Raw genomic sequence first — 20730 nt, 5'->3', positions numbered from 1 at the left:
TTGCAGGTGGCGGGGTCATTGGTCGGCTGGGAACCGGGTTCGCCTCGCCTGGTCTAGTCTTTTGCGTCTGGACACTAAACCCAAGGAGCGTACGCCATGAGTATTTTTAGCTTTGTGAAGGAAGCGGGTGAAAAACTGATCGATCTGCTGACCCCCGGCAATGCCAATGCCAGCGAACAGCTCAAAGAGCACATTGAAAAGGTCGGGCTGGGCAATCCGAACGTTCAGGCGACCATCGAAGGTGACAAGGTCACGGTTACCGGTGAAGTGGAAAGCCAGGAAGAGAAGGAAAAAATTCTGTTGGCGGTGGGTAACATCGCCGGTGTCGGCAGTGTCGACGACCAGATCACGGTGACCGGTCCGGTGGCAAAAGCGGCGCGTTTCGTGACGGTTAAAAAAGGCGACACACTCAGCGCCATCGCCAAGGCTGAGTACCACGATGCAAACAAGTACAACAAGATTTTCGAAGCCAACAAACCGATGCTGACGCACCCGGACAAGATTTATCCAGGGCAGGTGTTGCGTATCCCTGAGTAACCAGGCCTCTGTGGGGATGGAGCAGGCGCCCTCCCTACATAAGTCTTCTCAGAGCCCTTCAATCAGCGTCCGGTAGTCGATCAACGCGTCGAACTCCGCCGTATCCTTCGGCCCTTGGCGGCTGTCCGGCTCGCTGACGGCGAGCAGGTGTGCCACGCCGAAGTCCCGGGCGCTGCGCAATACTGGCAAGGTGTCGTCGATGAACAGGCTACGGGCCGGGTCGAAGTTCAGGTCGGCTTGCAGGGCGTCCCAGAATTGCGGGTTTTCCTTGGGGAAACCGTAATCGTGGGAACTGATCAGGCGCTCGAAATAGGGGGCCAGCTCGATGCGCTCCAGCTTCAGGGACAACGAGTCTCGATGAGCGTTGGTGATCATTACCACGCGTTTGCCGGCTTGCTGGATCGCCGCCAGAAACGTATCGGCGTCCGGGCGCAAGGCAATCAGGTGCGCGGTTTCCAGTTTCAGTTCGCGCACCGGCAATTTCAGCTCGGTGCTCCAGAAATCCAGGCAATACCATTGCAGTTGACCGGCGTTGCGTTCGAACAGCGGTTGCAACTCCATCTCGGCCATCGCCCGGCTCACGCCATGCAGTTCGGCATAGCGCTGGGGCAGGTGTTGCATCCAGAAATGGTTGTCGTAATGCAAATCCAGCAAGGTGCCGTCCATGTCCAGCAGCACCGTGTCGATCTCATGCCAGGGCAGCATGGCCATAAAACTTCTCCAGCGGTAATCGGATATCCGACACAAACAATCAGAATAGGCCGGGTATAGTAGCTCGCTATCGCCCAGGGAGCCGTCTATGCGCCAGAAACCCACCATACTCGATCGTCGGATCGTCGCCACCAGTCGCCTGTTTTGCGTGGAAGAACTGAAACTGCGTTTTTCCAACGGTGTGGAACGCACTTACGAACGTCTGGCGAGCAAAGGCACGGGCTATGGCGCTGTGATGATTGTGGCGATGCTCGACGCTGACCATGCGGTATTGGTGGAGGAGTATTGCGGCGGTACCGACGCCTACGAACTGTCCCTGCCCAAGGGCCTGATCGAGCCGGGTGAAGACGTGTTGGCAGCGGCCGAGCGGGAGCTCAAGGAAGAGGCCGGTTTCGGCGCGCGTCAGTTGGAACACCTGACGGAGTTGTCCCTGTCGCCTGGCTACATGAGCCAGAAAATCCAAGTGGTGCTGGCGACCGACCTCTATGAAGAACGACTGGAGGGCGATGAGCCCGAGCCGATGCGCGTCGACAAGGTCAATCTCCATGAACTGTCAGCCCTGGCGCAAAACCCGCAATTCACTGAAGGCCGCGCCCTGGCGGCGCTTTATCTGGCCCGTGACCTGCTGTCCCAACGCGGAGCCTTCCTGTCATGAATTTCCCCCATCCGCTGATAGCGCCTGTGATCGAGCTTGCGCTCCAGGCAGGAGACGCGATCCTGCCGTTCTGGCGGGCCAACGTGCAGGTCAACCACAAGGCTGACGAGTCACCGGTGACGGCTGCCGACATGGCCGCCCATGATGTGATCGTGGCCGGGCTGACAGCGTTGGCCCCGGATATTCCGATCCTTTCTGAAGAGGACGCCAACATTGCCCAAAGCGTGCGTGCAGGCTGGCATCGCTGGTGGCTGGTGGACCCGCTGGATGGAACCAAGGAGTTCATTTCCGGCAGCGAAGAGTTCACCGTCAACATCGCATTGGTAGAACAGGGCCGCGTGGTGTTTGGCGTGGTATCGATGCCCACCAATGGGCGTTATTACGTCGGTGGCGCGGGACTGGGTGCCTGGCGTGGCGACCAGGGTGGCGCGCCTGTGCACATCGCAGTTCGCAACGTGTTGGCGCCGGGTGAAGCGTTCACCGTGGTTGCCAGCCGCCGTCACACCAGTCCTGAACAGGAGCGGTTGTTGAGTGGCTTGAGCGCGAGCCTGGGTGAACTGCAACTGACCAATATTGGCAGTTCGCTGAAGTTCTGCCTGCTGGCCGAGGGCGCTGCGGATTGCTATCCACGGCTGGCGCCGACGTCCCAGTGGGACACCGCTGCCGCCCAGGGCGTACTGGAAGGAGCGGGTGGCGAGGTGTTGGACTTGAGCGGCGAGCCGTTCTGTTATCCGCCACGTGAATCGCTGTTGAACGCGTCGTTCCTGGCGTTGCCGGCGAAAGCGGCGTGGCGGGGCAAGTTGCTCGAGCTGGCTCGCGCCTGAACCGTAGCTGCTGTTCCGTGGCGAGGGAGCTTGCTCCCGCTGGGCTGAAGCAGCCCCGGCTTTTGGCGGTTGCTGCGCAACCGAGCGGGAGCAAGCTCCCTCGCCACGGGATTTATGGTGTTTTTCAGCGGTGTACCCCCTATGAATCCCTTCACTATGGGGAGTTGCGGTGTTTTTAGCGGTGCAACACGTACTGCCCCTCGAACTGCACCGCCACTTCCTCGCTTGCGACATTCATCACCCGCGTCTGCAAGGCCAGCCGCGCCCGGCCGTAGCGTCGGTAGGTGGCCAGGAAGCGTTTCCAGACCTTCTCCTCAGGCGCGTCGCAGACGACAGCCGCGTCGTGGGTGACCGGCAGCGGATAACTGATCTGTCCTTCCTGGATCACGATATGCCCGTCTTCGATGCCTTCTTCGCGCAGGGCCAGGTGCAGCCAGCCCCAGCCGCCGAGCACCGCGCCGCAGTACAAGCTACCGCCGAACATGGTGCTCTTGTGGTTGACGTTGGCCTCAAGCGGCAAGAACAAGCGCAGTTGCCGGGCTTGCCAATCAAGCACCTTGAGGCCCATGTCCCGTGTCAGCGGGATGTCGTGGTGCAGGATCGATTCCAGGTAACGGCTGTCGCGATTCATTGCCGGGCCTCTTGCTTGAAAGTGGATTGACGGGCGTTCAATCGGATTCGTCAGCCGCACCGTGGCTGCTATCGAAGTTCAACCCATGCTTGCGCAGTTTGTCGTGCAGGGTTTTGCGCGGAATGCCCAGCGCTTCGGCCAGGCTGCGGACCGAGCTGTGGGGGCGGGCCAGTTCGGCGGCGATCAGTGTTTTCTCGAAGTTTTCCACCTGTTCGCTCAAGCCGCCACTGACCAATTCTACTGGTGCGCCGGGACCGCCGTCTGGTGCGCTGTTGTCCAGGGCCAATTCCAGGCCCAGGGCAAAGCGTTCAGCGGCGTTCTGCAGTTCTCGCACGTTGCCCGGCCAGTTGTGGCGCAGCAGCAATGCCCGTTGGGCCGGTTGCAGTTCATGGGGCGGCAGGCCGTGGCGAGCGCTGGCTTCGTTGGCGAAGTGCTGGAACAACATCAGCGCGTCCTCACCCCGCTCCCGCAACGGCGGTATGCGCAGCGGCGCGACGTTCAGACGGTAATACAGGTCGGCGCGAAAGCGCCCTTGATCGGCAGCCTGGCGCAGGTCTTCCTTGGTGGCGGCGATGACGCGGATGTCCAAGGGGATCTGCTGATTGCCCCCCAGACGTTCCACCATGCGTTCTTGCAGCAGGCGCAGCAGCTTGACCTGGACATCCAGGCTCATGCTTTCGATTTCATCGAGAAACAGGGTGCCGCCGTTGGCAAACTCGAACTTGCCGATGCGACGTTTTTGCGCGCCGGTGAACGCGCCGGGTTCGTGGCCGAACAGCTCGCTTTCCACCACCGACTCGGCCAGGGCTCCGGCGTTGATGGCCACGAACGGCCCGTTACGCCGGCTCGACAGGTCGTGCAGTGCACGAGCGACCACTTCTTTGCCCGCACCGGTTTCACCCAGGATCAGCACATCGGCACGGGTGGCCGCCAAGGCACCGATCTGTTCGCGCAGGCGCAGCATCGGCGTGGATTGGCCGACCAGGCGGGCGCTGAGTTGATGGCGATCGCTGAGGGCCAGGCGCAGGCTGCGATTGTCCAGCACCAGTCGGCGCAAGGACAGGGCGCGGCGCACGCTGTCGAGCAAGTGATCGCTGGCGAAAGGCTTTTCCAGAAAGTCATAGGCCCCGGCACGCATCGCCTGCACCGCCAGCGGCACGTCGCCATGGCCGGTGATCAGCAGCACCGGCAGCTCCGGATCCTGGGCGTGGAGTTCGTTCAATAACTCGAGGCCGTCCATGCCCGGCATGCGAATGTCGCTGACCACCACGCCCGGCCAGTCCCGGGGCAGTTGTCCGGCCACGCCCCGGGCTTCGGCCAGGGGCAGGATTTTCAAGCCGGCCAGGTCGAGGGTCTGGCTCAAGGCCTGACGAAGGTGGGCATCGTCGTCGATCAGCACCACCTCAATCTGGTTATCGATGGTCATACACTACGGTCCTCGGACGGTTGCAGGCTCACTCCGGGCGCACCCGCGCGCAGCTTCAAGGTAATCAGGGCGCCGCCTTCCTTGTGGTTGGCGAACGACAGTTCACCGCCGAAGGCACGCATCAAGGTGTCGCAGATCGCCAGTCCCAGACCAAGGCCCTGGGTGCGGGTCTTGGTGGTATAGAAAGGCTCGCCGGCGCGGCCAAGGGCTTCCATGCAGAAGCCCGGGCCGTTATCGCGGATGCACAGATTGACGCCGGTTTCGGTGGCCTGGGCACTGAGCCAGAGTTTGCGCGGCGGGCCTTTTTCAGTCAGGGCGTCGAGGGCGTTGGCCAGCAAGTTGCCCAATACCTGGCGCAAGCGGGTTTCGCCGGCCTCGACCCACAGCGTGGCGGCCGGCAGGTCACGGATCAGCTCGACTTCCATGCTGCGCCGACGTTTGGCCAGCAGCGCCAGGGCATCGTCCAGTGCCGGTTGCAGGGCAACGCTCTCCGGCGCATGCCGGTCGCGGCGGGCGAAGGCCCGCAGGTGAGCGATGATCGAGGCCATCCGCCCGGTCAATTCACTGATCAGCTTGAGATTGCCACGGGCGTCGTCGGTGCGCTGGTGGTCGAGCAGGATCTCGGCGTTTTCCGCGTAGCTACGAATCGCCGCCAGCGGTTGGTTGAGTTCATGGCTGATACTCGCTGACATAGTGCCCAGGGCCGACAGTTTGCCGGCCTGTACCAGGTCATCCTGGGCGCGGACCAATTCCTGCTGGGCCTGTTCACGTTCCAGTACTTCCTGCTTCAGGCGCCGGTTCAGGCCTTCCAGATCGCTGGTCCGCTCGGCTACGCGGCCTTCCAGTTCATGACGGGCCTTGGCTTCGAAGGCGATCCGATCCAGGTAATGACGCCGACGCTGCATCATCAAGCCGAGCAATAACATCAAGACCAGCAGCGCCGCGCCGCCAATGGCGACCACCGTGCGCACCGGGCGATCGATCAACGTACGCGGGGCCAGGATGCTTACGCTCCAGCCGGTTTCGTCGATGGACTGGGTCTGTGTCAGCCAGGCATTGGCGTCCAGGTTCAAGGGCTTGGGGTCGCGGGTTGGATAGGGCTGCACGGCGCTGATGGACTTGTTCTCGTCGTCGCTCAGGGGCCGGGTCGCACGGAATCGCCATTCCTGTCGCGACGTAAGGATGACCACGCCATTATGGTCGGTCACCAGCAGTTGCTCCGGGGTTTTGCCCCACAGGCTTTCGGTGTGGTCCAGGTCGACCTTGACCACCAGCACACCGATGACTTTTTCGCGGTCGCGCACGGCGGCGGCAAAGAAATAACCGCGCTTGGCCGAGGTGGTGCCCAAACCGAAGAAGCGCCCAAGGCGTCCGGCCATGGCTTCGATGTAATACGGCCGGAAGGCGAAGTTGCGACCGACGAAACTGTCGTGCTTGTCCCAGTTCGACGCGGCCAGGGTCTTGCCGGTGGCGTCCATCAGGTACATGACTTCGGCCCCCGTCTGGGTGCTGATGTTTTTCAGCAGCCGGTTGGCGTTGCCTTGAGTAACGCCGTCGTCCGGGGCCGACAACGCTGCGCGCAAGGCCGGCAGGTCGGCGAGAATCTGTGGTAGCACTTCATAGCGGTGCAGGGTGCCCAACAGGTTGGCGACGTAAAGGTCCAGGGTCTGGCGATTCTGCCCGGCCAGTTCGCTGCGGTAGTAGCGCTCGGCCAAATGCTCCAGCGGCCACAGCAACGGCGCCAGGCACAGGGCAAGCAAGGCCAGGCTGCGCCAACGGGGTCTGCGGGGAAGGGTGGAATTCATGAGCATCGAGCGCCTGTGGGGACAGGCGTATTATGCCTAGTTGCCTCGCAAATACTATTTGTAAGGCCGTACTAGACTTGTCCGGCAAGACACTGCTGTAACGCGCTGCGCCAGTCTGGTTGGCTCACGCCCCATTCGCGATACAGGCGTGTGCAATCGAGGCGCGAGTTCAAAGGACGTTGGGCTGGCGTTGGGTAAGCGCTGGACGGGATGGGCTCGAGCACGGCGCAAGGCTTGTGTTGTTCGACCAGGCTTTCGGCAATGGCCTGGGCGAAACCGAACCAGGACGTCTCGCCCCGGGCCGCCAAGTGATACGTGCCCCAGGCCCCGTGTTGGCCGGTCTGCCAGCGCTCGATCAATTGGGCGGTGCTGTCGGCGATGGTGCCGGCCCAGGTTGGCGCGCCGATCTGATCGGCCACCACTCGCAGTTGCGGTTTTTCTTGTAGCAGGCGTTGCATGGTCAGCAAGAAATTGCGGCCTTCGACGGAATACACCCAGCTGGTGCGCAGGATCAGGTGCTGGCCGACGATGTGTCGAATGGCGTCTTCGCCGGCCAGTTTGCTGCGGCCGTAGACGCTCACTGGGTGGGCGTGTCGTCCTCGGTATAAGGGGCGGGTTTGAGACCATCGAAGACGTAATCGGTGGAGTAATGAATCAACGGGATGCCCAGCTCTGACGCCGCCTGGGCCAGAATGCCTGGCGCCGTGGCGTTGATGGTGAACGCTCGCTCCGGTTCGGTCTCCGCGAGGTCAACTGCCGTGTGGGCTGCGGCGTTGACAATCAGGTCGGGCTTCAGGGCCACGATGGGCGAGCGCAGGGAATCCGGGCGTGCCAGATCGAGCTGGCCGCTGCCGCGTACGATCAGCTCGCCCATGCCGGCCAGGCGCGATTGGAGCGCCCGGGATACCTGGCCGTTCTCGCCGATGATCAGAATGCGCAAGGAAGCATTCATGGGAACAGGTCTGCCTCACCAAGGGGCTTGCCGGCCTGATCCTTGAGCGACAGGATCGGCGTGCCATCCAGTTCCCAGTCGATGGCCAGCTCCGGGTCGTCCCAACGAATACAACGCTCGGCGGATGGCGCGTAATAGTCTGTGGTCTTGTAGAGAAAATCCGCCGAATCGCTCAGCACCGCGAAGCCATGGGCGAACCCAGGCGGAATCCACAGTTGCCGGTGGTTTTGTGCCGACAGGCGCGCGCTTGTCCATTGGCCGAAAGTGGGCGAGCTGCGCCGAATGTCCACCGCCACATCCAGTACTTCTCCCGCCGTCACCCGCACGAGTTTGCCTTGGGCCTGTTCGATCTGATAATGCAGGCCGCGCAGGACATGCCTGGCCGATCGCGAATGGTTGTCCTGGACGAACTGCAGCGTGCAGCCGGTGGCCTCGGCAAACGCCTTGGCATTGAAGCTTTCATAGAAGAAACCGCGCTCGTCACCGAACACCTTCGGTTCGATGATCAGCACCTCCGGCAGTGACGTGGCGATGACTTTCATCGGGTCTCACCAGCGATCTTGAACAGGTACTGGCCGTAACCGGTCTTGCCGAAGTACTGGGCGCGTTCCAGGACATGCTCGCGGCTGACCCAGCCCTGCTGGTAGGCGATTTCTTCCAGGCACGCGACTTTCAAGCCTTGCCGATGCTCGATGGTCTGCACGTATTGCGAGGCCTCCAGCAGGCTGTCGTGAGTCCCTGTGTCGAGCCAGGCGAAGCCGCGGCCGAAACGCTCGACGTGCAGCTCCCCGCGGTTCAGATAGGCATTGTTAACGTCGGTGATTTCCAGTTCGCCCCGTTTGGAGGGTTTGATGGTCTTGGCGATCTGGATCACGTCGTTATCGTAGAAATACAGGCCGGTCACCGCATAGCTGGATTTCGGCATGGAGGGTTTTTCTTCGATGGAAATGGCTCGCCCCTCAGGGTCGAAATCGATCACGCCAAAGCGCTCGGGATCCTTGACCCAATAACCGAACACCGTCGCGCCACTGGGACGGTTGACGGCAGCCTGCAATTGTTCGCCGAAGTGTTGTCCGTGGAAAATGTTGTCACCCAGGATCAGGCACACCGGGTCGGTGCCGATAAATTGCTCGCCGATCAGGAATGCCTGGGCCAGGCCATCGGGTGACGGCTGCTCGGCATAGCTGAACTGCACGCCGAACTGGCTACCGTCGCCCAGCAGGTTGCGATATTGCGGCAAGTCCTGGGGCGTAGAGATCAGCAAGATATCCTTGATACCGGCGAGCATCAGCACCGAGATCGGGTAATAGATCATCGGCTTGTCATAGATCGGAAGCAGCTGTTTGGAAACCCCGAGGGTAATCGGGTGCAGGCGCGTGCCGGAACCACCGGCCAGAACAATGCCTTTCATCATGCAATCGCATCCTTGTGGTCAAGCGAGCCCAGGCGCTCGCCCTGATAGCTGCCATCCTGGACACGCCGGCACCACAGCAGGTTTTCGAGGTACCACTGCACGGTCTTGCGCAGACCGGTTTCGAAGGTTTCACGGGGTGTCCAGCCCAGCTCCCGTTCGATCTTGCCCGCGTCGATGGCATAGCGCTGATCGTGGCCGGGCCGGTCTTTCACGAAGGTGATCAGGTCGGCGTAGTGCTCGACGCTGTCGGGTTTGTGTGGCGCCAGTTCTTCGAGCAGGGCGCAGATGCTGCGCACCACGTCGATGTTCTTTTGCTCGTTGTGGCCGCCGATATTGTAGGTTTCGCCGACCGTGCCTTCGGTGACGACCTTGAGCAGCGCCCGGGCATGATCTTCAACGTACAACCAGTCGCGTACTTGCTCGCCATTTCCGTACACCGGCAGCGGTTTTCCAGCCAGGGCATTGAGGATCACCAGCGGGATCAGCTTCTCGGGGAAGTGAAACGGTCCATAGTTGTTCGAGCAATTTGTCAGCAGCACGGGCAAGCCGTAGGTACGCTGCCAGGCGCGGACCAAGTGGTCGGACGCCGCCTTGCTCGCCGAATACGGTGAGCTTGGCGCATAGGAGGTGGTTTCGGTGAACAGATCATCCAGGCCGTGCAGGTCGCCATACACCTCATCGGTGGAAATATGATGGAAGCGAAACTCGCCCTTGCGCGGCTCGGCCAGCGTCTGCCAATAGGCGCGGGTGGCTTCGAGCAGGCTATAGGTGCCCACGATGTTGGTCTGAATGAAGTCCGCCGGACCGTCAATGGAGCGGTCCACATGGGATTCAGCCGCCAGGTGCATGATGGCGTCGGGCTCGAATCGCGTCAGGATCGCGCTGACTGTCGGTTGGTCGATGATATCGGCCTGGACGAATTCGTAGCGGCTGTCGTGATCGATGCTGCTCAGCGATTCGAGATTGCCGGCGTACGTCAGCTTGTCGAGGTTCAGGACTTGATGTCCTGTCTCAAGGATCAAGTGCCGTATAAGTGCCGAGCCGATGAAGCCGGCACCGCCGGTGATGAGAATGCGCATCCGGTTAAGCCTTTTTCCATGAGACGACCAAACAGTAGGAGCATAGCTTGTCGGCATGATCAAGGCTGTGCAAGGGATTTGTCCGGTATGGGATTGGCAAGACCCTTGTCGTATCAGGGCTCCGGCAGCCTGCCCGATATGCCAAGCCACGCTACAGCTGAGAAGGGGGTTGCTTATCCCCCGACTCAGTGGCGATATAGGCGTCCGACAAAACCACCTCAGGGGTCGTTGTATGCCACTCGCTACGTTGGTCCACCGTGCCAGTTTGCCAAGCCCACAGCTCAACGCCGAACAGGCGGTGGGGCTGCTGCGCGCAAATTACGGACTCAGCGGCGACCTGCGACCCCTTGGCAGCCAACAAGACCTCAATTACCGCGTCGACAGCGAGCGCGGGCGATTCGTGCTGAAGATCTGCCATGGCGACTACGACGTCCAGGAGCTCCAGGCCCAGCATGCGGCCCTCAAGCGGCTGGCCGGGCACAGCGCGGTGAAAGTGCCGAAGGTGATCGTCGCCAATAACGGTTCGGACCTGCTGACACTGGACGTCGATGGGCAAGCGGTTCATGTCCGGCTGCTGGAATACATCGACGGCCAGTCCCTCACGCAGCTCAAGTATCTGGAACCTGCCCTCGTGACCGGCTTGGGGCGCCTGTGCGCGGAAATCGACCTGGCCCTGGCCACGTTCGATCACCCTGGTTTGGAGCGCACGCTGCAATGGGACGCCCGTCATGCCAATGCGTTGATCGGCCATCTGCTACCGGTGATCCAGGACGAGCCACGGCGCACGCTGATCGCCGAGACCGCCGAACAGGCCGAGCGGCGCTTGCTGCCGCTCAAGGCCAGCCTGCCGGTGCAGGCGATCCACATGGACGTTACCGATGACAATGTGGTCTGGCAGCGCGATGCCCAGCGCCAGTGGCAGATGCAGGGCGTCATTGATTTCGGCGACCTGGTTCGCACTTGGCGCATCACTGACCTGTCGGTGACCTGCGCCGCCCTGCTGCATCATGCCGACGGTGATCCGTTCTTTATCTTGCCGGCAATCAAGGCCTATCACGCGGTCAATCCGTTGCAGCGCCAGGAACTACTGGCGCTTTGGCCGCTGATCGTGGCGCGCGCCGCCGTATTGGTGCTCAGCGGCGAACAGCAGGTTTCCATCGACCCGGACAACCAGTACAGCCGCGATAATTTGGCCCATGAATGGGAAATCTTTCGTGTCGCCCATTCGGTGCCGTTCGAGCTGATGGAAGCGGCGATTCTCAGCGCCGCAGGCCACAGCCTGCCCGCCATTGCCAGCGAAGGCTTCGCACCGCTGCTGCCAACCCTGGTCGGCCGCGAATTTGCGCTGATTGACCTGGGCGTGTTGAGCCCGCATTTCGAGGCCGGCAACTGGGAGCAACCGGACGTCGACCGGCGCTTGTTGAGCGAAGCCGCTGCGATTCACGGATTGGCCGCCAGCCGCTACGGGCAGTACCGCTTGTCTCGCACTCGGCCGGACAGCGCCGTTGAGCCTGATACCTATCCGTTGCACGTGGAACTGAACGTACCGCTTGGCACGCCCCTCGAATCACCGTTCGCCGGGGTCGTGCACAAGTCGGCCGACGGCATGCTGCAACTGGACAGCGCCCAGCTCAGCGTACGGTTGTGGGGCGTGACGTCGCCGCTGCATTCCGGGGCGGCGCTGGTCAAGGGTCAGGTGCTGGGCGAAGTGGCGGGGCCATTGCAAGTGCAGTTGTGCCGGGGAGCTCAATTGAACCCGCCGCTGTTCTGCACGCCATCCAGGGCCGCTGCCTGGCAGGCGTTGTGCCCGTCTCCGGCGGTGTTGTTGGGGTTGGCTTGCGATGCTGAACCGGAGATCGATCCGGATGCGCTGCTGGCCCGCCGCGATGCCAGTTTTGCCCGGTCCCAGAAGCATTATTACATCGACCCGCCACGCATCGAGCGCGGCTGGCGCAATCACCTGATCGACATGCAGGGCCGGTCCTACCTCGACATGCTCAACAATGTTGCGGTGCTGGGGCACGGCCATCCGCGCATGGCGGCGGTCGCCGCGCGGCAGTGGTCGCTGCTCAATACCAACTCGCGGTTCCACTATGCGGCCATCGCCGATTTTTCCGAACGCCTGCTGGCGTTGTCGCCATCCAACATGGACCGGGTATTCCTGGTCAACAGCGGCACCGAGGCCAACGACCTGGCAATCCGCCTGGCCTGGGCCTACAGCGGCGGACGGGACATGCTCAGTGTGCTGGAGGCCTATCACGGTTGGTCGGTGGCGGCCGATGCGGTGTCGACGTCCATCGCCGACAACCCCAAGGCCCTGAGCAGTCGTCCGGACTGGGTGCATCCGGTGACTGCTCCCAATACCTATCGTGGCGAATTCCGTGGCCCCGACAGCGCGCCGGATTATGTGCGCAGCGTCGAACATAACTTGGCGAAAATCGCCGAAAGCAAACGCCAGCTCGCTGGTTTCATTTGCGAGCCGGTGTACGGCAACGCAGGCGGGATCGCGCTGCCGCCCGGTTACCTGAAGCAGGTCTACGCCCTGGTGCGCGAGCGTGGCGGGGTGTGCATCGCCGATGAGGTCCAGGTCGGCTACGGGCGCATGGGCGAGTTTTTCTGGGGGTTCGAAGAGCAAGGCGTGGTGCCGGACATCATCACCATGGCCAAGGGCATGGGCAACGGCCAGCCGTTGGGGGCCGTCATCACCCGGCGGGAAATCGCCGAGGCGCTGGAAGCCGAGGGCTACTTCTTCTCGTCCGCTGGCGGCAGCCCGGTCAGTTGTCAGATCGGCATGGCGGTGCTGGACGTCATGGAGGAAGAAAAACTCTGGGAAAACGCCAAAGTGGTCGGCGGGCATTTCAAGGCTCGGCTTGAAGCCTTGATCGATCGCTACCCATTGGTCGGCGCGGTGCATGGTTCCGGGTTTTACCTGGGTGTGGAGTTGATCCGCAACCGCGACACCTTGGAGCCGGCCACCGAAGAAACCACGGCGCTGTGCAACCGCTTGCGCGAGCTGGGCATCTTCATGCAACCCACGGGCGATTACCTGAACATCCTCAAGATCAAGCCGCCCATGGTCACTTCGCGCCAGAGCGTCGACTTCTTCGTCGATATGCTGGCGAAGGTGCTGGAGGAGGGGCTGTAGCAGATCCCTACCCCATCCAGGTGGGAGCGAGCGAGCTTGCTCGCGATGGCGATTTTTCAGTCAATAATTATCTGACTGACCAACCGCTATCGCGAGCCAGCTCGCTTTCACAGAGGTGTTGCGGTGAGCTTTAGCCGATTTTTGTCGATATTTTTTTAGGCTGTAGCAGGAAGTCCTGCGTATTTTTCCCTTTTATAGCCGATTTTTATCGGCTATAAAGTCCACTCTGCCCATCGCTCAGAAGATGATTTCGATGGCTCACTGGAGTCCTGATTCATGACTACGTTGCACAGCACGCCCCGCGCGGACGGTTTCCACATGCCTGCCGAGTGGGCGGCCCAGACCCAGGTCTGGATGATTTGGCCCGAGCGTCCGGATAACTGGCGCCTGGGCGGCAAGCCCGCGCAGGCGGCCCACGCGGCGGTGGCCAAGGCCATCGCCCGCTTCGAACCCGTGACCGTGGCGGTGTCGGCGGCGCAGTACGAAAATGCCCGGGCGCGGCTTGATGTGCCCAATATCCGCTTGGTGGAAATGTCCAGCGACGACGCCTGGGTCCGCGATACCGGCCCCACGTTCGTGATCAATAACAACGGCGAAGTGCGCGGCGTCGATTGGGATTTCAATGCCTGGGGTGGTTTCGACGGTGGTCTGTATGCGCCGTGGAATCGCGATTCGCAAGTGGCCGGCAAGATCCTGGAGATCGAGCGCAGCCCACGTTACCGTACCGAAGGCTTTGTGCTTGAAGGCGGCTCTATCCACGTCGATGGCGAGGGCACCCTGATCACCACCGAGGAATGCCTGCTCAACCGTAATCGCAACCCGCACCTGAGCCGCGAAGCGATCGAAGCGGTGCTCAGCGCGCAGTTGGCGGTGGACAAGATCATCTGGCTGCCGGATGGCCTGTTCAACGACGAAACCGACGGCCATGTGGACAACTTCTGCTGCTACGTCCGCCCTGGCGAAGTGCTGCTTGCCTGGACCGATGACCCGCAGGACCCGAACTACAGTCGCTGCCACGCCGCGATGGATGTGTTGCAAAACAGCACCGATGCCAAGGGGCGCCCATTCATCGTGCATAAAATGCCGATCCCGGGGCCGTTGTATGCCACCGAAGAGGAGTGCGCCGGCGTCGACGCGGTGCAAGGTTCCCAAGAGCGCAACCCGAGCGTGCGGCTGGCCGGTTCCTACGTGAACTTCCTGATCGTCAACGGCGGCATCATCGCGCCAAGTTTTGACGATCCCCTGGACGCACCGGCCATGGCCATCCTGCAGGGCCTGTTCCCGCAGCACGAAGTGGTCATGGTGCCAGGTCGCGAATTGTTACTGGGGGGCGGGAATATCCATTGCCTTACCCAACAACAGCCTGCGCCCCGGGCAAATTGAGTGTCGATGTAACAACCAGCTGATATCCATCGCGCCGGTTCTAGACCGGCGCTTTTGGATCCACACCAGCAAACCCGCGGCCCGATTGGGGCGCGGGTTTTTTGCGCCTGTTTATTGGCGTTGCCAATAACATTGGCATAGCTCTTGTATCTGTTTGCCGACAGTCCCAGGGAGCGGAGCTGAGTTGTTTTGTCATAACCCTTGGATAAATTGGCCGCTCATCAACCAGGAGGGTCGCTGGAATGAATATGATAAGCGAGAGCACATGCCATCCCTTGGCCGTCAATGGTGAGTCGCTTCAAGCTGTGGCGCAGTGGTTGAAGTCCAACGGAACGCGTCAGATCAGAGAACCTGATCCGCGCCTGATGATTGTCGAGCGTTACCCTGCTGGCCTGTTCAGCGAGGCAGAGCTCGAAGCATTGTGGGATGTGATGCAAGGATAAGAATTCGACGGATTGATAAAAAGCGCTGGCCGGGATGGCAGCGCTTTTTTTATGCGAAGAGATTCCCGAATCGACACCAAACCCTTGTGGGAGGTGGTCATCCACCCAAGCGGCGCATTTGACCGATACATGAAACAGACTGGACACCATTTCGGCGTTTTTCCGCAAAGCCTGCGGGGCTACTCTGTTGCCCTCGAATCTTGACGGCCAGTGGAGTTTCCATGAGCACCCTACATTACATCTACGATCCGTTGTGCGGCTGGTGCTACGGCGCCAAGCCCTTGGTGGAGGCCGCCGGTGCTGTGTTGCCGATAATCCTGCATGGCGGTGGCATGATGACCGGAGCCAATCGCCAACAGGTCTCGCCACAGTTGCGCAACTACGTGATGCCCCACGACCGGCGTATCGCTGAATACACTGGGCAACCGTTTGGCCATGCTTATTATGAAGGCTTGCTACGCGATGACAGCGCGGTGTTCGACTCGGCACCGCCAATTGCGGCGATCCTCGCTGCCGAGCAACTTGGCGGGCGCGGCCTGGAGCTGCTGGGGCACCTGCAAACCGCCCATTACGTCGAGGGTCGGCGCATCGCCGACCAAGCCGTCCTGCTGGCGCTTGCACAATCCATCGGCTTTGAGGCACGCACGTTTCAAGCGACGCTGGACGCGGTTGATGTGCAGGGCCATATCAAGGCCAGCCGTACCTTGTTGGCGAAGGTTGGTGGGCAAGGTTTCCCGACCTTTGCCTTGGAGCGCGATGGCCGGTTCACGCTGATCGACGTCAGCCAGTGGTTCGGCAAGCCCGAGGCGTTCGCCCAATGGCTGGCGCAAGCCCTGCCGGTTCAGGCACCGGCTGCTGCGCTGGCCTGTGGCCTGGATGGCTGTTCCCTTTGATAGGTTGTTAGACGTTTTTCGCCTAATTACAGACGATTCACGAAATTGACACGCTATTGACGGCGCGACTAGCATTCGTCCTACGCCTGTGGCTAACAGCCATGACTCTTAAATAATAAAAAGGCCCGACACGAATATTCGTGGGCGGGCCTTTTCATTATTTCAGGAGCAAGAGTCCGGAAAAGAGCGCAAAAAGCGCCGTTTCGGCTGCCCGCCGCAGTGCGTATCAACCCGTATAAGGAAAATAATCATGTTGAACAAGCGCATCGGTCTGATCGCATTGGGGATTTTGAGCTCGACACACGCCATGGCCAACGACCAGGCTGAGTCTAAGGGGTTCGTTGAAGACAGCAGCTTGAAAGTGCTGTTGCGCAACGCTTACATCAACCGCGACTACAAAGACGGCAACAAAGACAAGGCCGAATGGGGCCAGGCGGCCATCGGAACGTTCTCGTCCGGCTTCACCCAAGGCACGGTGGGCGTGGGTGTAGACGCCTTCGGCCTGTACGCATTGCGTCTGGACGGCGGCAAGGGCCGTAGCGGGGCACAAGGCATCGACTTCTTCAAGCGAGGCGACAGCGGCAATGCGGCCGATGACTTGTCCAAGTTCGGTGCAGCGGTCAAATTCCGCGTCTCCAATACCGTGCTGGCTTATGGCGACCAGATGCCGGCCCTGCCGGTGCTGAGCTATGACAACTCGCGCCTGTTGCCGGAAAGCTACACCGGCACATTGATCACCTCCAAAGAGATCAAAGGCCTGGAACTGAACGCTGGCCGTTTCACTGCCGAGTCGCGTAAGAGCGCCGAAGGCCGCGACAGCGGTGGCCTGAAGTCGATCAACGTGTTGGGCGGCAGCTATCAGTTCACCGAGCAGTTCAAGGCTTCGCTCTATGCCTCGGACGTCGAAGACGTGTTGAAGAAGCAATATGTGAACGCCAACTATGTGTTCCCGCTGGCCAAGGATCAGTCCCTGACCCTGGATTTCAACGGGTATCGCACCAAGCTGGACAACAGCTACGTTCGCGAAAACGACGTCACCGGCGACGACAACAAGATCTGGAGCCTGGCCGCCACCTTCGCCACAGGTCCGCACAGCTTCACGCTTGCCCACCAGCGCAGCACCGGCGACAGCAACCTGGGCTACGCCTATGGCGGTTATCAGCGCGATCAGAACCGTGTGGGTGATGGCGGCAACACCATCTACCTCGCCAACTCGTACTGGTCCGACTTCAACGCCGAGGACGAGCGCAGCTGGCAGTTGGGCTATGGCCTGGACTTCACCACCTTCGGCGTACCGGGCCTGACCTATAACGTCGCTTATGTACGGGGTGACAACATCACTACCTCCACCAGCGAAGGCGGGACCGAGCGCGAGATCTTCAACCAGTTCAAATACGTGGTCCAGAGCGGACCGGCCAAGGATCTGAGCGTAAGGTTGCGCAGTTCCGTGCTGCGTGTGTCGCAGAAATCCAGCGAGTACAACGTCAGCGGTAACGAACTGCGGGTGTTCGTGGACTACCCGATCAATGTCTTTTGATGCTTGATCGCGTTATAAGCGCCTGATTAAAACCCCCGACCGCAAGCTCGGGGGTTTTTAACGTTTAGCGGCAAAAGCACCGCAAAATCCCTCTGTTTTCCATAGAAAAAGTTCTATTGATAGATCTTCAGCCTCCGTTTCAAGCAGGGCTTGAAATGCTTCAAATACTTTCTCATGGACGTAAATCCTGCACCTACTAGATTAGGCCGCTCAACGCAGCGGAGACCTATGAAAAATGATCGTTCTGAACAGGGAAGTAGGCGAAGCGCTAAGACGTGACAAATTCGTCAACGTCCGCGGTGGAGACTTCAATCTCTACGGTCATTTCGGCGATTTTGTCCGGCTGACCAAAAGCTGGGAAAACATGGAGCCCGACAGCTATTACGGCCAGGCCGAGTCAGGCATGCGTTTTCGCCGCTACAGCGACTTCGAATACAACCCGACGACCCGTGAGCTCAAGCAGCTCGAACACCGGGCCTATGTGCAGTCCAAAGCCAACAACAGCTATGTCGGCGGACTGGAGCGGCACTTCGAGGATTTTTCCAACGAAGTGATCAATTCCCCCGTCATGCGCAGCCTGATCGACACGGACTTCGACGTTTACAAGAATGTTCTGCCGCCGGAATTGCACGACGAAATCTGGCAATGCCAGATTCATCAGATTCGCATCGAGATCAAGCCGGGCAAACAGCTGGAGATCACCCCCGAAGGGATTCATTGCGACGGGTATCCTTTCAGCGGTGTGCACTTCTGGGGCCGTCATAACGTGGCTGGCGCAGAGAGCCGGCTGTATACCGCCCAGGAAGAGCAACTGGCGGCGACGACCTACGAGGACATCCTCGACACCACGTTCTTCCTCGATCGCGACATGCGCCATTACGTCACTCCGGCCCGCAACACCCACGGCCATGAGATGGCGTTCAGGCAGATCCTGGCGATTTCCTTCTCGCGGCCCGGGACCGCTTTCGACATTGTTCGCTGAACAGCTCGAACCCATGGACGACGCGGGGCAACAGCAGGTTCTGTTGCGTCGGGCCATGGTCAGGGATGCCGAGCGCCTGGAGCGGTTTTTCCGCGGTTTCGACGAAGTGTCGTTCTGTGAATGGCAGGATGCGCGGTTCCTGCGCGGTGTGTTGTTGCAAGAAACCACCACCGCGTACCTGGCCATCGATGCCAGTGGAGAAGTGGTCGGGGCAGTGATTGGCGGCATGCTCGGCACCCGTGGCACCATCAATCACCTGGCCGTGAGCCCGCTCCATCGCACCCGCGGCCTGGGCCAGCGCCTGGTGGAAGCCGCATCGGCTGACATGAAGCGGGTCGGCGTGCTGCGCATGTTCCTTTTTGTCGACGATGCTAATCTGGCCGGCAAGCGCTTTTGGGCTGCCCAGGGGTTCTGCGAGCCTCGGGGTGAAATTACCTTCGAGAGGGATTTATGAACAAGACTTCCAGCCAACCGCTGGCGGTCGAACCACAAGCCTCGCGTACCTTCGCTGAAGCCAGTCCGGTGGTAGCGGGTTATTTTACGGTTTCGTTTGTGTTCGGCCTGATGGCGGTCAACGCCGGGCTGCCTTTGTGGTTACCCGTGGCGATGTGCCTGTTTGTCTATGCCGGCGCGTCGCAGTTTGCGGCGCTGGCACTGATCTCCAGCGGCGCGTCGCTGACCACCATCGTGCTCACCACCTTCCTGATCAATGCACGGCACATGCTCATGTCCGTCTACATGGCCAAGGCGTTGCGGGCATTGGGGCTGAGTCGTTTCGAGCGTTGGTGCTACGCGGCGGGGCTGACGGATGAATCCTTTGCCTTCCACAGCGTCAAGCTGGGCAGTGGGGCGCCTGTGAGCGTGCGCTACCTGATTGGCTTCAACCTGTTTTGCCACACGTCCTGGGTGCTGGGTGGCTTGTTGGGCGCCGTTTGTGCGCAATACGCGGCGCACCTGATCAAGTACCAGCTCGACTATGCCCTGACCGCGATGATGCTCTACGTGCTGGTCTCATTGTGCAATACCCGTAACAAACTGATCGCCGCCCTGGCGGCAGTCGTCTGCATGGGCGTGCTGAGCCTGCTGGGCAGTTCGCCGTTCAACGTCTTCATTGCCACGTTCGTTGGCTGCGGGGTGGGCGTATGCCTGACCAAACGTTCCTGATCCTGGTGGTGGCCCTGATGATGGCCGTGACCTTCCTGCCACGGGCCTTGCCTTTGCAGGTCAATACCGAACACTGGCCGCCGTTTGTCGCCCGCGCGCTGGAATACCTGCCGGTGGCGATCGTCGCTGCCATCAGCCTGACCCCGCTGCTGATCAAGGATCAGCGAATACAGCTCGACCGCCCGGAGTTTTACGCCGCGATCCCGACGCTGTTATGTGCGTATTTCAGTCGCAACCTGTTTCTCAGTGTGGCGGTGGGCACGGCGGCGTACATCGCGCTCGGTTCCTTCCTGTAGCCGCAAATCCACTACATCGTGCAGGGCCTGGCTAGACAACTCCGGATTGTTCACTGTCAGGCGAACTTCAAGGAAATCCTCGAAGTCCGGGAAAATCGTCAGCCCGTTGCGCAGCGCCGCCTCCCGGGACACCAGTCCCAGGCCGTCGAGCTGAGTGATCAACGACAACGTCAGGGTTTCACTGCAGGAATAGACCATCCGCTGGCTTGACCCATATTCACCCAGGCCGGCATCCAAAAAGCGAAGAAAGCTGTGGGAATACGGACATTCTTCTGCCGGACGCACCTGGAACTTGTCACCGAGCAAGCCAAGGGAATCGTCTTCGTCGCCACAATGGGCGCCGACCACCCGCACCTGCACATCCGGCATGGTGATACTGGAAAAGCCGCTTTGCTGTTGGCCGATCAGGATCGCCAGGTCAAACGCTTCGTTCTTGAGCTTGCTCAGGTTCTCCATCGACTCGGCGTAACTGAACTCCAACTGGTACTGGGGAAAGACGCCGATCAATCGATCGATCATCCGTCGGTTGAAGTCCGTTGGCAGGGTGGTATTGAGCGCCACCTTGAGCGTGCGTTGCCGAGGCGTCTTGAGCGCCGCGACTTTCTCTTCCAATTGCCGGGTAGCGATCAGCACCTGATCCATAAAAGGCGTCAGTTCCGAGCCTTGGCTCGTCAACGTCAGGCCCTTGTTCGAGCGCCGGAACAACCGGAAACCGAACTGCTCCTCGACTTTATTCAACTGCGCCGCCAGGGCCTGCACCGTAAGACACGAATGCTCGGCCGCAGCCGACAACGAACCGGTCTGCACGATGCGCATGAGGTTGCGTAGGGTTCTGCTATCCATGAGGTAATGC

The 20730-nt window shown here is 60.7% G+C and carries 20 protein-coding genes and 1 pseudogene; 12 read left to right on the top strand and 9 right to left on the bottom strand.

Annotated elements, in window-relative coordinates:
- The first annotated feature begins 96 nt into the window (after positions 1-96).
- Positions 97-537, top strand: a complete 441-nt coding sequence (gene lysM / locus PFLQ2_RS01360) for a peptidoglycan-binding protein LysM (protein ID WP_003186807.1) — start codon at positions 97-99, stop codon at positions 535-537.
- 48 nt (positions 538-585) lie between these two features.
- Here the strand turns inward: lysM and yrfG are convergent, their stop codons facing one another.
- Complete coding sequence (gene yrfG / locus PFLQ2_RS01365) at positions 586-1248, bottom strand: GMP/IMP nucleotidase (protein ID WP_003186806.1); 663 nt, start codon at positions 1246-1248, stop codon at positions 586-588.
- A gap of 88 nt (positions 1249-1336) precedes the next feature.
- On the opposite strand from yrfG, the gene nudE reads away from it, so the two are divergent.
- Both nudE and cysQ read left to right on the top strand, forming a co-directional pair.
- On the top strand, positions 1337-1903 hold the full coding sequence (gene nudE, locus PFLQ2_RS01370; RefSeq protein WP_003186805.1) for an ADP compounds hydrolase NudE: 567 nt from the start codon (positions 1337-1339) through the stop codon (positions 1901-1903).
- Positions 1900-2727: a 3'(2'),5'-bisphosphate nucleotidase CysQ gene (gene cysQ, locus PFLQ2_RS01375; RefSeq protein WP_003186803.1), complete on the top strand. Its 828-nt coding sequence runs from the start codon at positions 1900-1902 to the stop codon at positions 2725-2727. The genes nudE and cysQ overlap by 4 nt, the downstream gene beginning before the upstream one ends.
- 175 nt (positions 2728-2902) lie before the next feature.
- Here cysQ and PFLQ2_RS01380 read toward each other — a convergent pair whose 3' ends face one another.
- From PFLQ2_RS01380 to rfbB, 7 genes and pseudogenes are all read right to left on the bottom strand, one after another.
- A complete protein-coding gene (locus PFLQ2_RS01380; RefSeq protein ID WP_003186801.1) occupies positions 2903-3358 on the bottom strand; it encodes a YiiD C-terminal domain-containing protein in 456 nt (151 codons plus the stop codon).
- Between the two features lie 37 nt (positions 3359-3395).
- Positions 3396-4784 (bottom strand): sigma-54-dependent transcriptional regulator, encoded by a 1389-nt coding sequence (locus PFLQ2_RS01385; RefSeq protein WP_003186800.1) that lies wholly within the window; start codon positions 4782-4784, stop codon positions 3396-3398.
- Positions 4781-6589 carry a sensor histidine kinase gene (locus PFLQ2_RS01390; protein ID WP_003186799.1) on the bottom strand — a complete coding sequence of 603 codons (1809 nt, stop codon included), beginning with the start codon at positions 6587-6589 and terminating at the stop codon, positions 4781-4783. Before PFLQ2_RS01390 ends, PFLQ2_RS01385 begins: the two co-directional genes overlap by 4 nt.
- A gap of 71 nt (positions 6590-6660) precedes the next feature.
- Positions 6661-7541, bottom strand: a pseudogene (rfbD, locus tag PFLQ2_RS28265) (dTDP-4-dehydrorhamnose reductase).
- The gene (gene rfbC / locus PFLQ2_RS01395) at positions 7538-8083 is read right to left on the bottom strand and encodes a dTDP-4-dehydrorhamnose 3,5-epimerase (protein ID WP_003186796.1); all 546 of its coding nucleotides are present in this window, start codon (positions 8081-8083) and stop codon (positions 7538-7540) included. Before rfbC ends, rfbD begins: the two are co-directional and overlap by 4 nt.
- Positions 8080-8955, bottom strand: a complete 876-nt coding sequence (gene rfbA / locus PFLQ2_RS01400) for a glucose-1-phosphate thymidylyltransferase RfbA (RefSeq protein ID WP_003186795.1) — start codon at positions 8953-8955, stop codon at positions 8080-8082. Before rfbA ends, rfbC begins: the two co-directional genes overlap by 4 nt.
- Complete coding sequence (rfbB, locus tag PFLQ2_RS01405) at positions 8952-10034, bottom strand: dTDP-glucose 4,6-dehydratase (RefSeq protein ID WP_003186794.1); 1083 nt, start codon at positions 10032-10034, stop codon at positions 8952-8954. Before rfbB ends, rfbA begins: the two co-directional genes overlap by 4 nt.
- A gap of 232 nt (positions 10035-10266) precedes the next feature.
- Here rfbB and PFLQ2_RS01410 point away from each other — a divergent pair, with 232 nt between their 5' ends.
- The 9 genes from PFLQ2_RS01410 (at position 10267) to PFLQ2_RS28260 (ending at position 19877) form a co-directional block, all read left to right on the top strand.
- Positions 10267-13179 (top strand): aminotransferase, encoded by a 2913-nt coding sequence (locus PFLQ2_RS01410; RefSeq protein WP_003186792.1) that lies wholly within the window; start codon positions 10267-10269, stop codon positions 13177-13179.
- 276 nt (positions 13180-13455) lie between these two features.
- Complete coding sequence (gene aguA / locus PFLQ2_RS01415) at positions 13456-14562, top strand: agmatine deiminase (RefSeq protein WP_003186791.1); 1107 nt, start codon at positions 13456-13458, stop codon at positions 14560-14562.
- 242 nt (positions 14563-14804) lie between these two features.
- Positions 14805-15005, top strand: a complete 201-nt coding sequence (locus tag PFLQ2_RS01420) for a hypothetical protein (protein WP_003186790.1) — start codon at positions 14805-14807, stop codon at positions 15003-15005.
- Positions 15006-15226: 221 nt separating this feature from the next.
- On the top strand, positions 15227-15898 hold the full coding sequence (locus PFLQ2_RS01425) for a DsbA family protein (protein ID WP_003186789.1): 672 nt from the start codon (positions 15227-15229) through the stop codon (positions 15896-15898).
- A gap of 250 nt (positions 15899-16148) precedes the next feature.
- Entirely contained in the window at positions 16149-17435 is a 1287-nt protein-coding gene (locus PFLQ2_RS01430) for an OprD family porin (protein ID WP_003186788.1), read from the top strand.
- A 235-nt stretch (positions 17436-17670) separates the two neighbouring features.
- Positions 17671-18417, top strand: coding sequence for a 2OG-Fe dioxygenase family protein (locus tag PFLQ2_RS01435; RefSeq protein ID WP_003186787.1), 747 nt, complete (start codon positions 17671-17673; stop codon positions 18415-18417).
- A gap of 13 nt (positions 18418-18430) precedes the next feature.
- Positions 18431-18871: a GNAT family N-acetyltransferase gene (locus PFLQ2_RS01440; protein ID WP_003186786.1), complete on the top strand. Its 441-nt coding sequence runs from the start codon at positions 18431-18433 to the stop codon at positions 18869-18871.
- Entirely contained in the window at positions 18868-19581 is a 714-nt protein-coding gene (locus PFLQ2_RS01445) for an AzlC family ABC transporter permease (RefSeq protein WP_003186785.1), read from the top strand. The genes PFLQ2_RS01440 and PFLQ2_RS01445 overlap by 4 nt, the downstream gene beginning before the upstream one ends.
- A complete protein-coding gene (locus PFLQ2_RS28260; protein WP_033046341.1) occupies positions 19560-19877 on the top strand; it encodes an AzlD domain-containing protein in 318 nt (105 codons plus the stop codon). The genes PFLQ2_RS01445 and PFLQ2_RS28260 overlap by 22 nt, the downstream gene beginning before the upstream one ends.
- Here PFLQ2_RS28260 and PFLQ2_RS01450 read toward each other — a convergent pair.
- A complete protein-coding gene (locus tag PFLQ2_RS01450; protein ID WP_003186784.1) occupies positions 19794-20720 on the bottom strand; it encodes a LysR family transcriptional regulator in 927 nt (308 codons plus the stop codon). The genes PFLQ2_RS28260 and PFLQ2_RS01450 overlap by 84 nt on opposite strands.
- Positions 20721-20730 lie beyond the last annotated feature (10 nt).

This window comes from Pseudomonas fluorescens Q2-87 (genome assembly GCF_000281895.1).
Lineage (GTDB): Bacteria > Pseudomonadota > Gammaproteobacteria > Pseudomonadales > Pseudomonadaceae > Aquipseudomonas > Aquipseudomonas fluorescens_S.
Note: the sequence above shows the minus strand (reverse complement) of the source record. Positions and strands in the feature narration are given on the sequence as shown.

Excerpts from the sequence above, each read along its gene's own strand:
- cysQ (WP_003186803.1), top strand. The coding sequence starts at position 1,900 with ATGAATTTCCCCCATCCGCTGATAGCGCCTGTGATCGAGCTTGCGCTC.
- PFLQ2_RS01385 (WP_003186800.1), bottom strand. The coding sequence starts at position 4,784 with ATGACCATCGATAACCAGATTGAGGTGGTGCTGATCGACGACGATGCC.
- PFLQ2_RS01425 (WP_003186789.1), top strand. The coding sequence starts at position 15,227 with ATGAGCACCCTACATTACATCTACGATCCGTTGTGCGGCTGGTGCTAC.
- aguA (WP_003186791.1), top strand. The coding sequence starts at position 13,456 with ATGACTACGTTGCACAGCACGCCCCGCGCGGACGGTTTCCACATGCCT.
- PFLQ2_RS01430 (WP_003186788.1), top strand. The coding sequence starts at position 16,149 with ATGTTGAACAAGCGCATCGGTCTGATCGCATTGGGGATTTTGAGCTCG.
- rfbB (WP_003186794.1), bottom strand. The coding sequence starts at position 10,034 with ATGCGCATTCTCATCACCGGCGGTGCCGGCTTCATCGGCTCGGCACTT.
- PFLQ2_RS28260 (WP_033046341.1), top strand. The coding sequence starts at position 19,560 with ATGCCTGACCAAACGTTCCTGATCCTGGTGGTGGCCCTGATGATGGCC.
- PFLQ2_RS01380 (WP_003186801.1), bottom strand. The coding sequence starts at position 3,358 with ATGAATCGCGACAGCCGTTACCTGGAATCGATCCTGCACCACGACATC.
- PFLQ2_RS01435 (WP_003186787.1), top strand. The coding sequence starts at position 17,671 with ATGATCGTTCTGAACAGGGAAGTAGGCGAAGCGCTAAGACGTGACAAA.
- yrfG (WP_003186806.1), bottom strand. The coding sequence starts at position 1,248 with ATGGCCATGCTGCCCTGGCATGAGATCGACACGGTGCTGCTGGACATG.
- rfbC (WP_003186796.1), bottom strand. The coding sequence starts at position 8,083 with ATGAAAGTCATCGCCACGTCACTGCCGGAGGTGCTGATCATCGAACCG.
- PFLQ2_RS01410 (WP_003186792.1), top strand. The coding sequence starts at position 10,267 with ATGCCACTCGCTACGTTGGTCCACCGTGCCAGTTTGCCAAGCCCACAG.
- PFLQ2_RS01390 (WP_003186799.1), bottom strand. The coding sequence starts at position 6,589 with ATGAATTCCACCCTTCCCCGCAGACCCCGTTGGCGCAGCCTGGCCTTG.
- PFLQ2_RS01420 (WP_003186790.1), top strand. The coding sequence starts at position 14,805 with ATGAATATGATAAGCGAGAGCACATGCCATCCCTTGGCCGTCAATGGT.
- nudE (WP_003186805.1), top strand. The coding sequence starts at position 1,337 with ATGCGCCAGAAACCCACCATACTCGATCGTCGGATCGTCGCCACCAGT.
- PFLQ2_RS01450 (WP_003186784.1), bottom strand. The coding sequence starts at position 20,720 with ATGGATAGCAGAACCCTACGCAACCTCATGCGCATCGTGCAGACCGGT.
- PFLQ2_RS01445 (WP_003186785.1), top strand. The coding sequence starts at position 18,868 with ATGAACAAGACTTCCAGCCAACCGCTGGCGGTCGAACCACAAGCCTCG.
- PFLQ2_RS01440 (WP_003186786.1), top strand. The coding sequence starts at position 18,431 with ATGGACGACGCGGGGCAACAGCAGGTTCTGTTGCGTCGGGCCATGGTC.
- lysM (WP_003186807.1), top strand. The coding sequence starts at position 97 with ATGAGTATTTTTAGCTTTGTGAAGGAAGCGGGTGAAAAACTGATCGAT.
- rfbA (WP_003186795.1), bottom strand. The coding sequence starts at position 8,955 with ATGATGAAAGGCATTGTTCTGGCCGGTGGTTCCGGCACGCGCCTGCAC.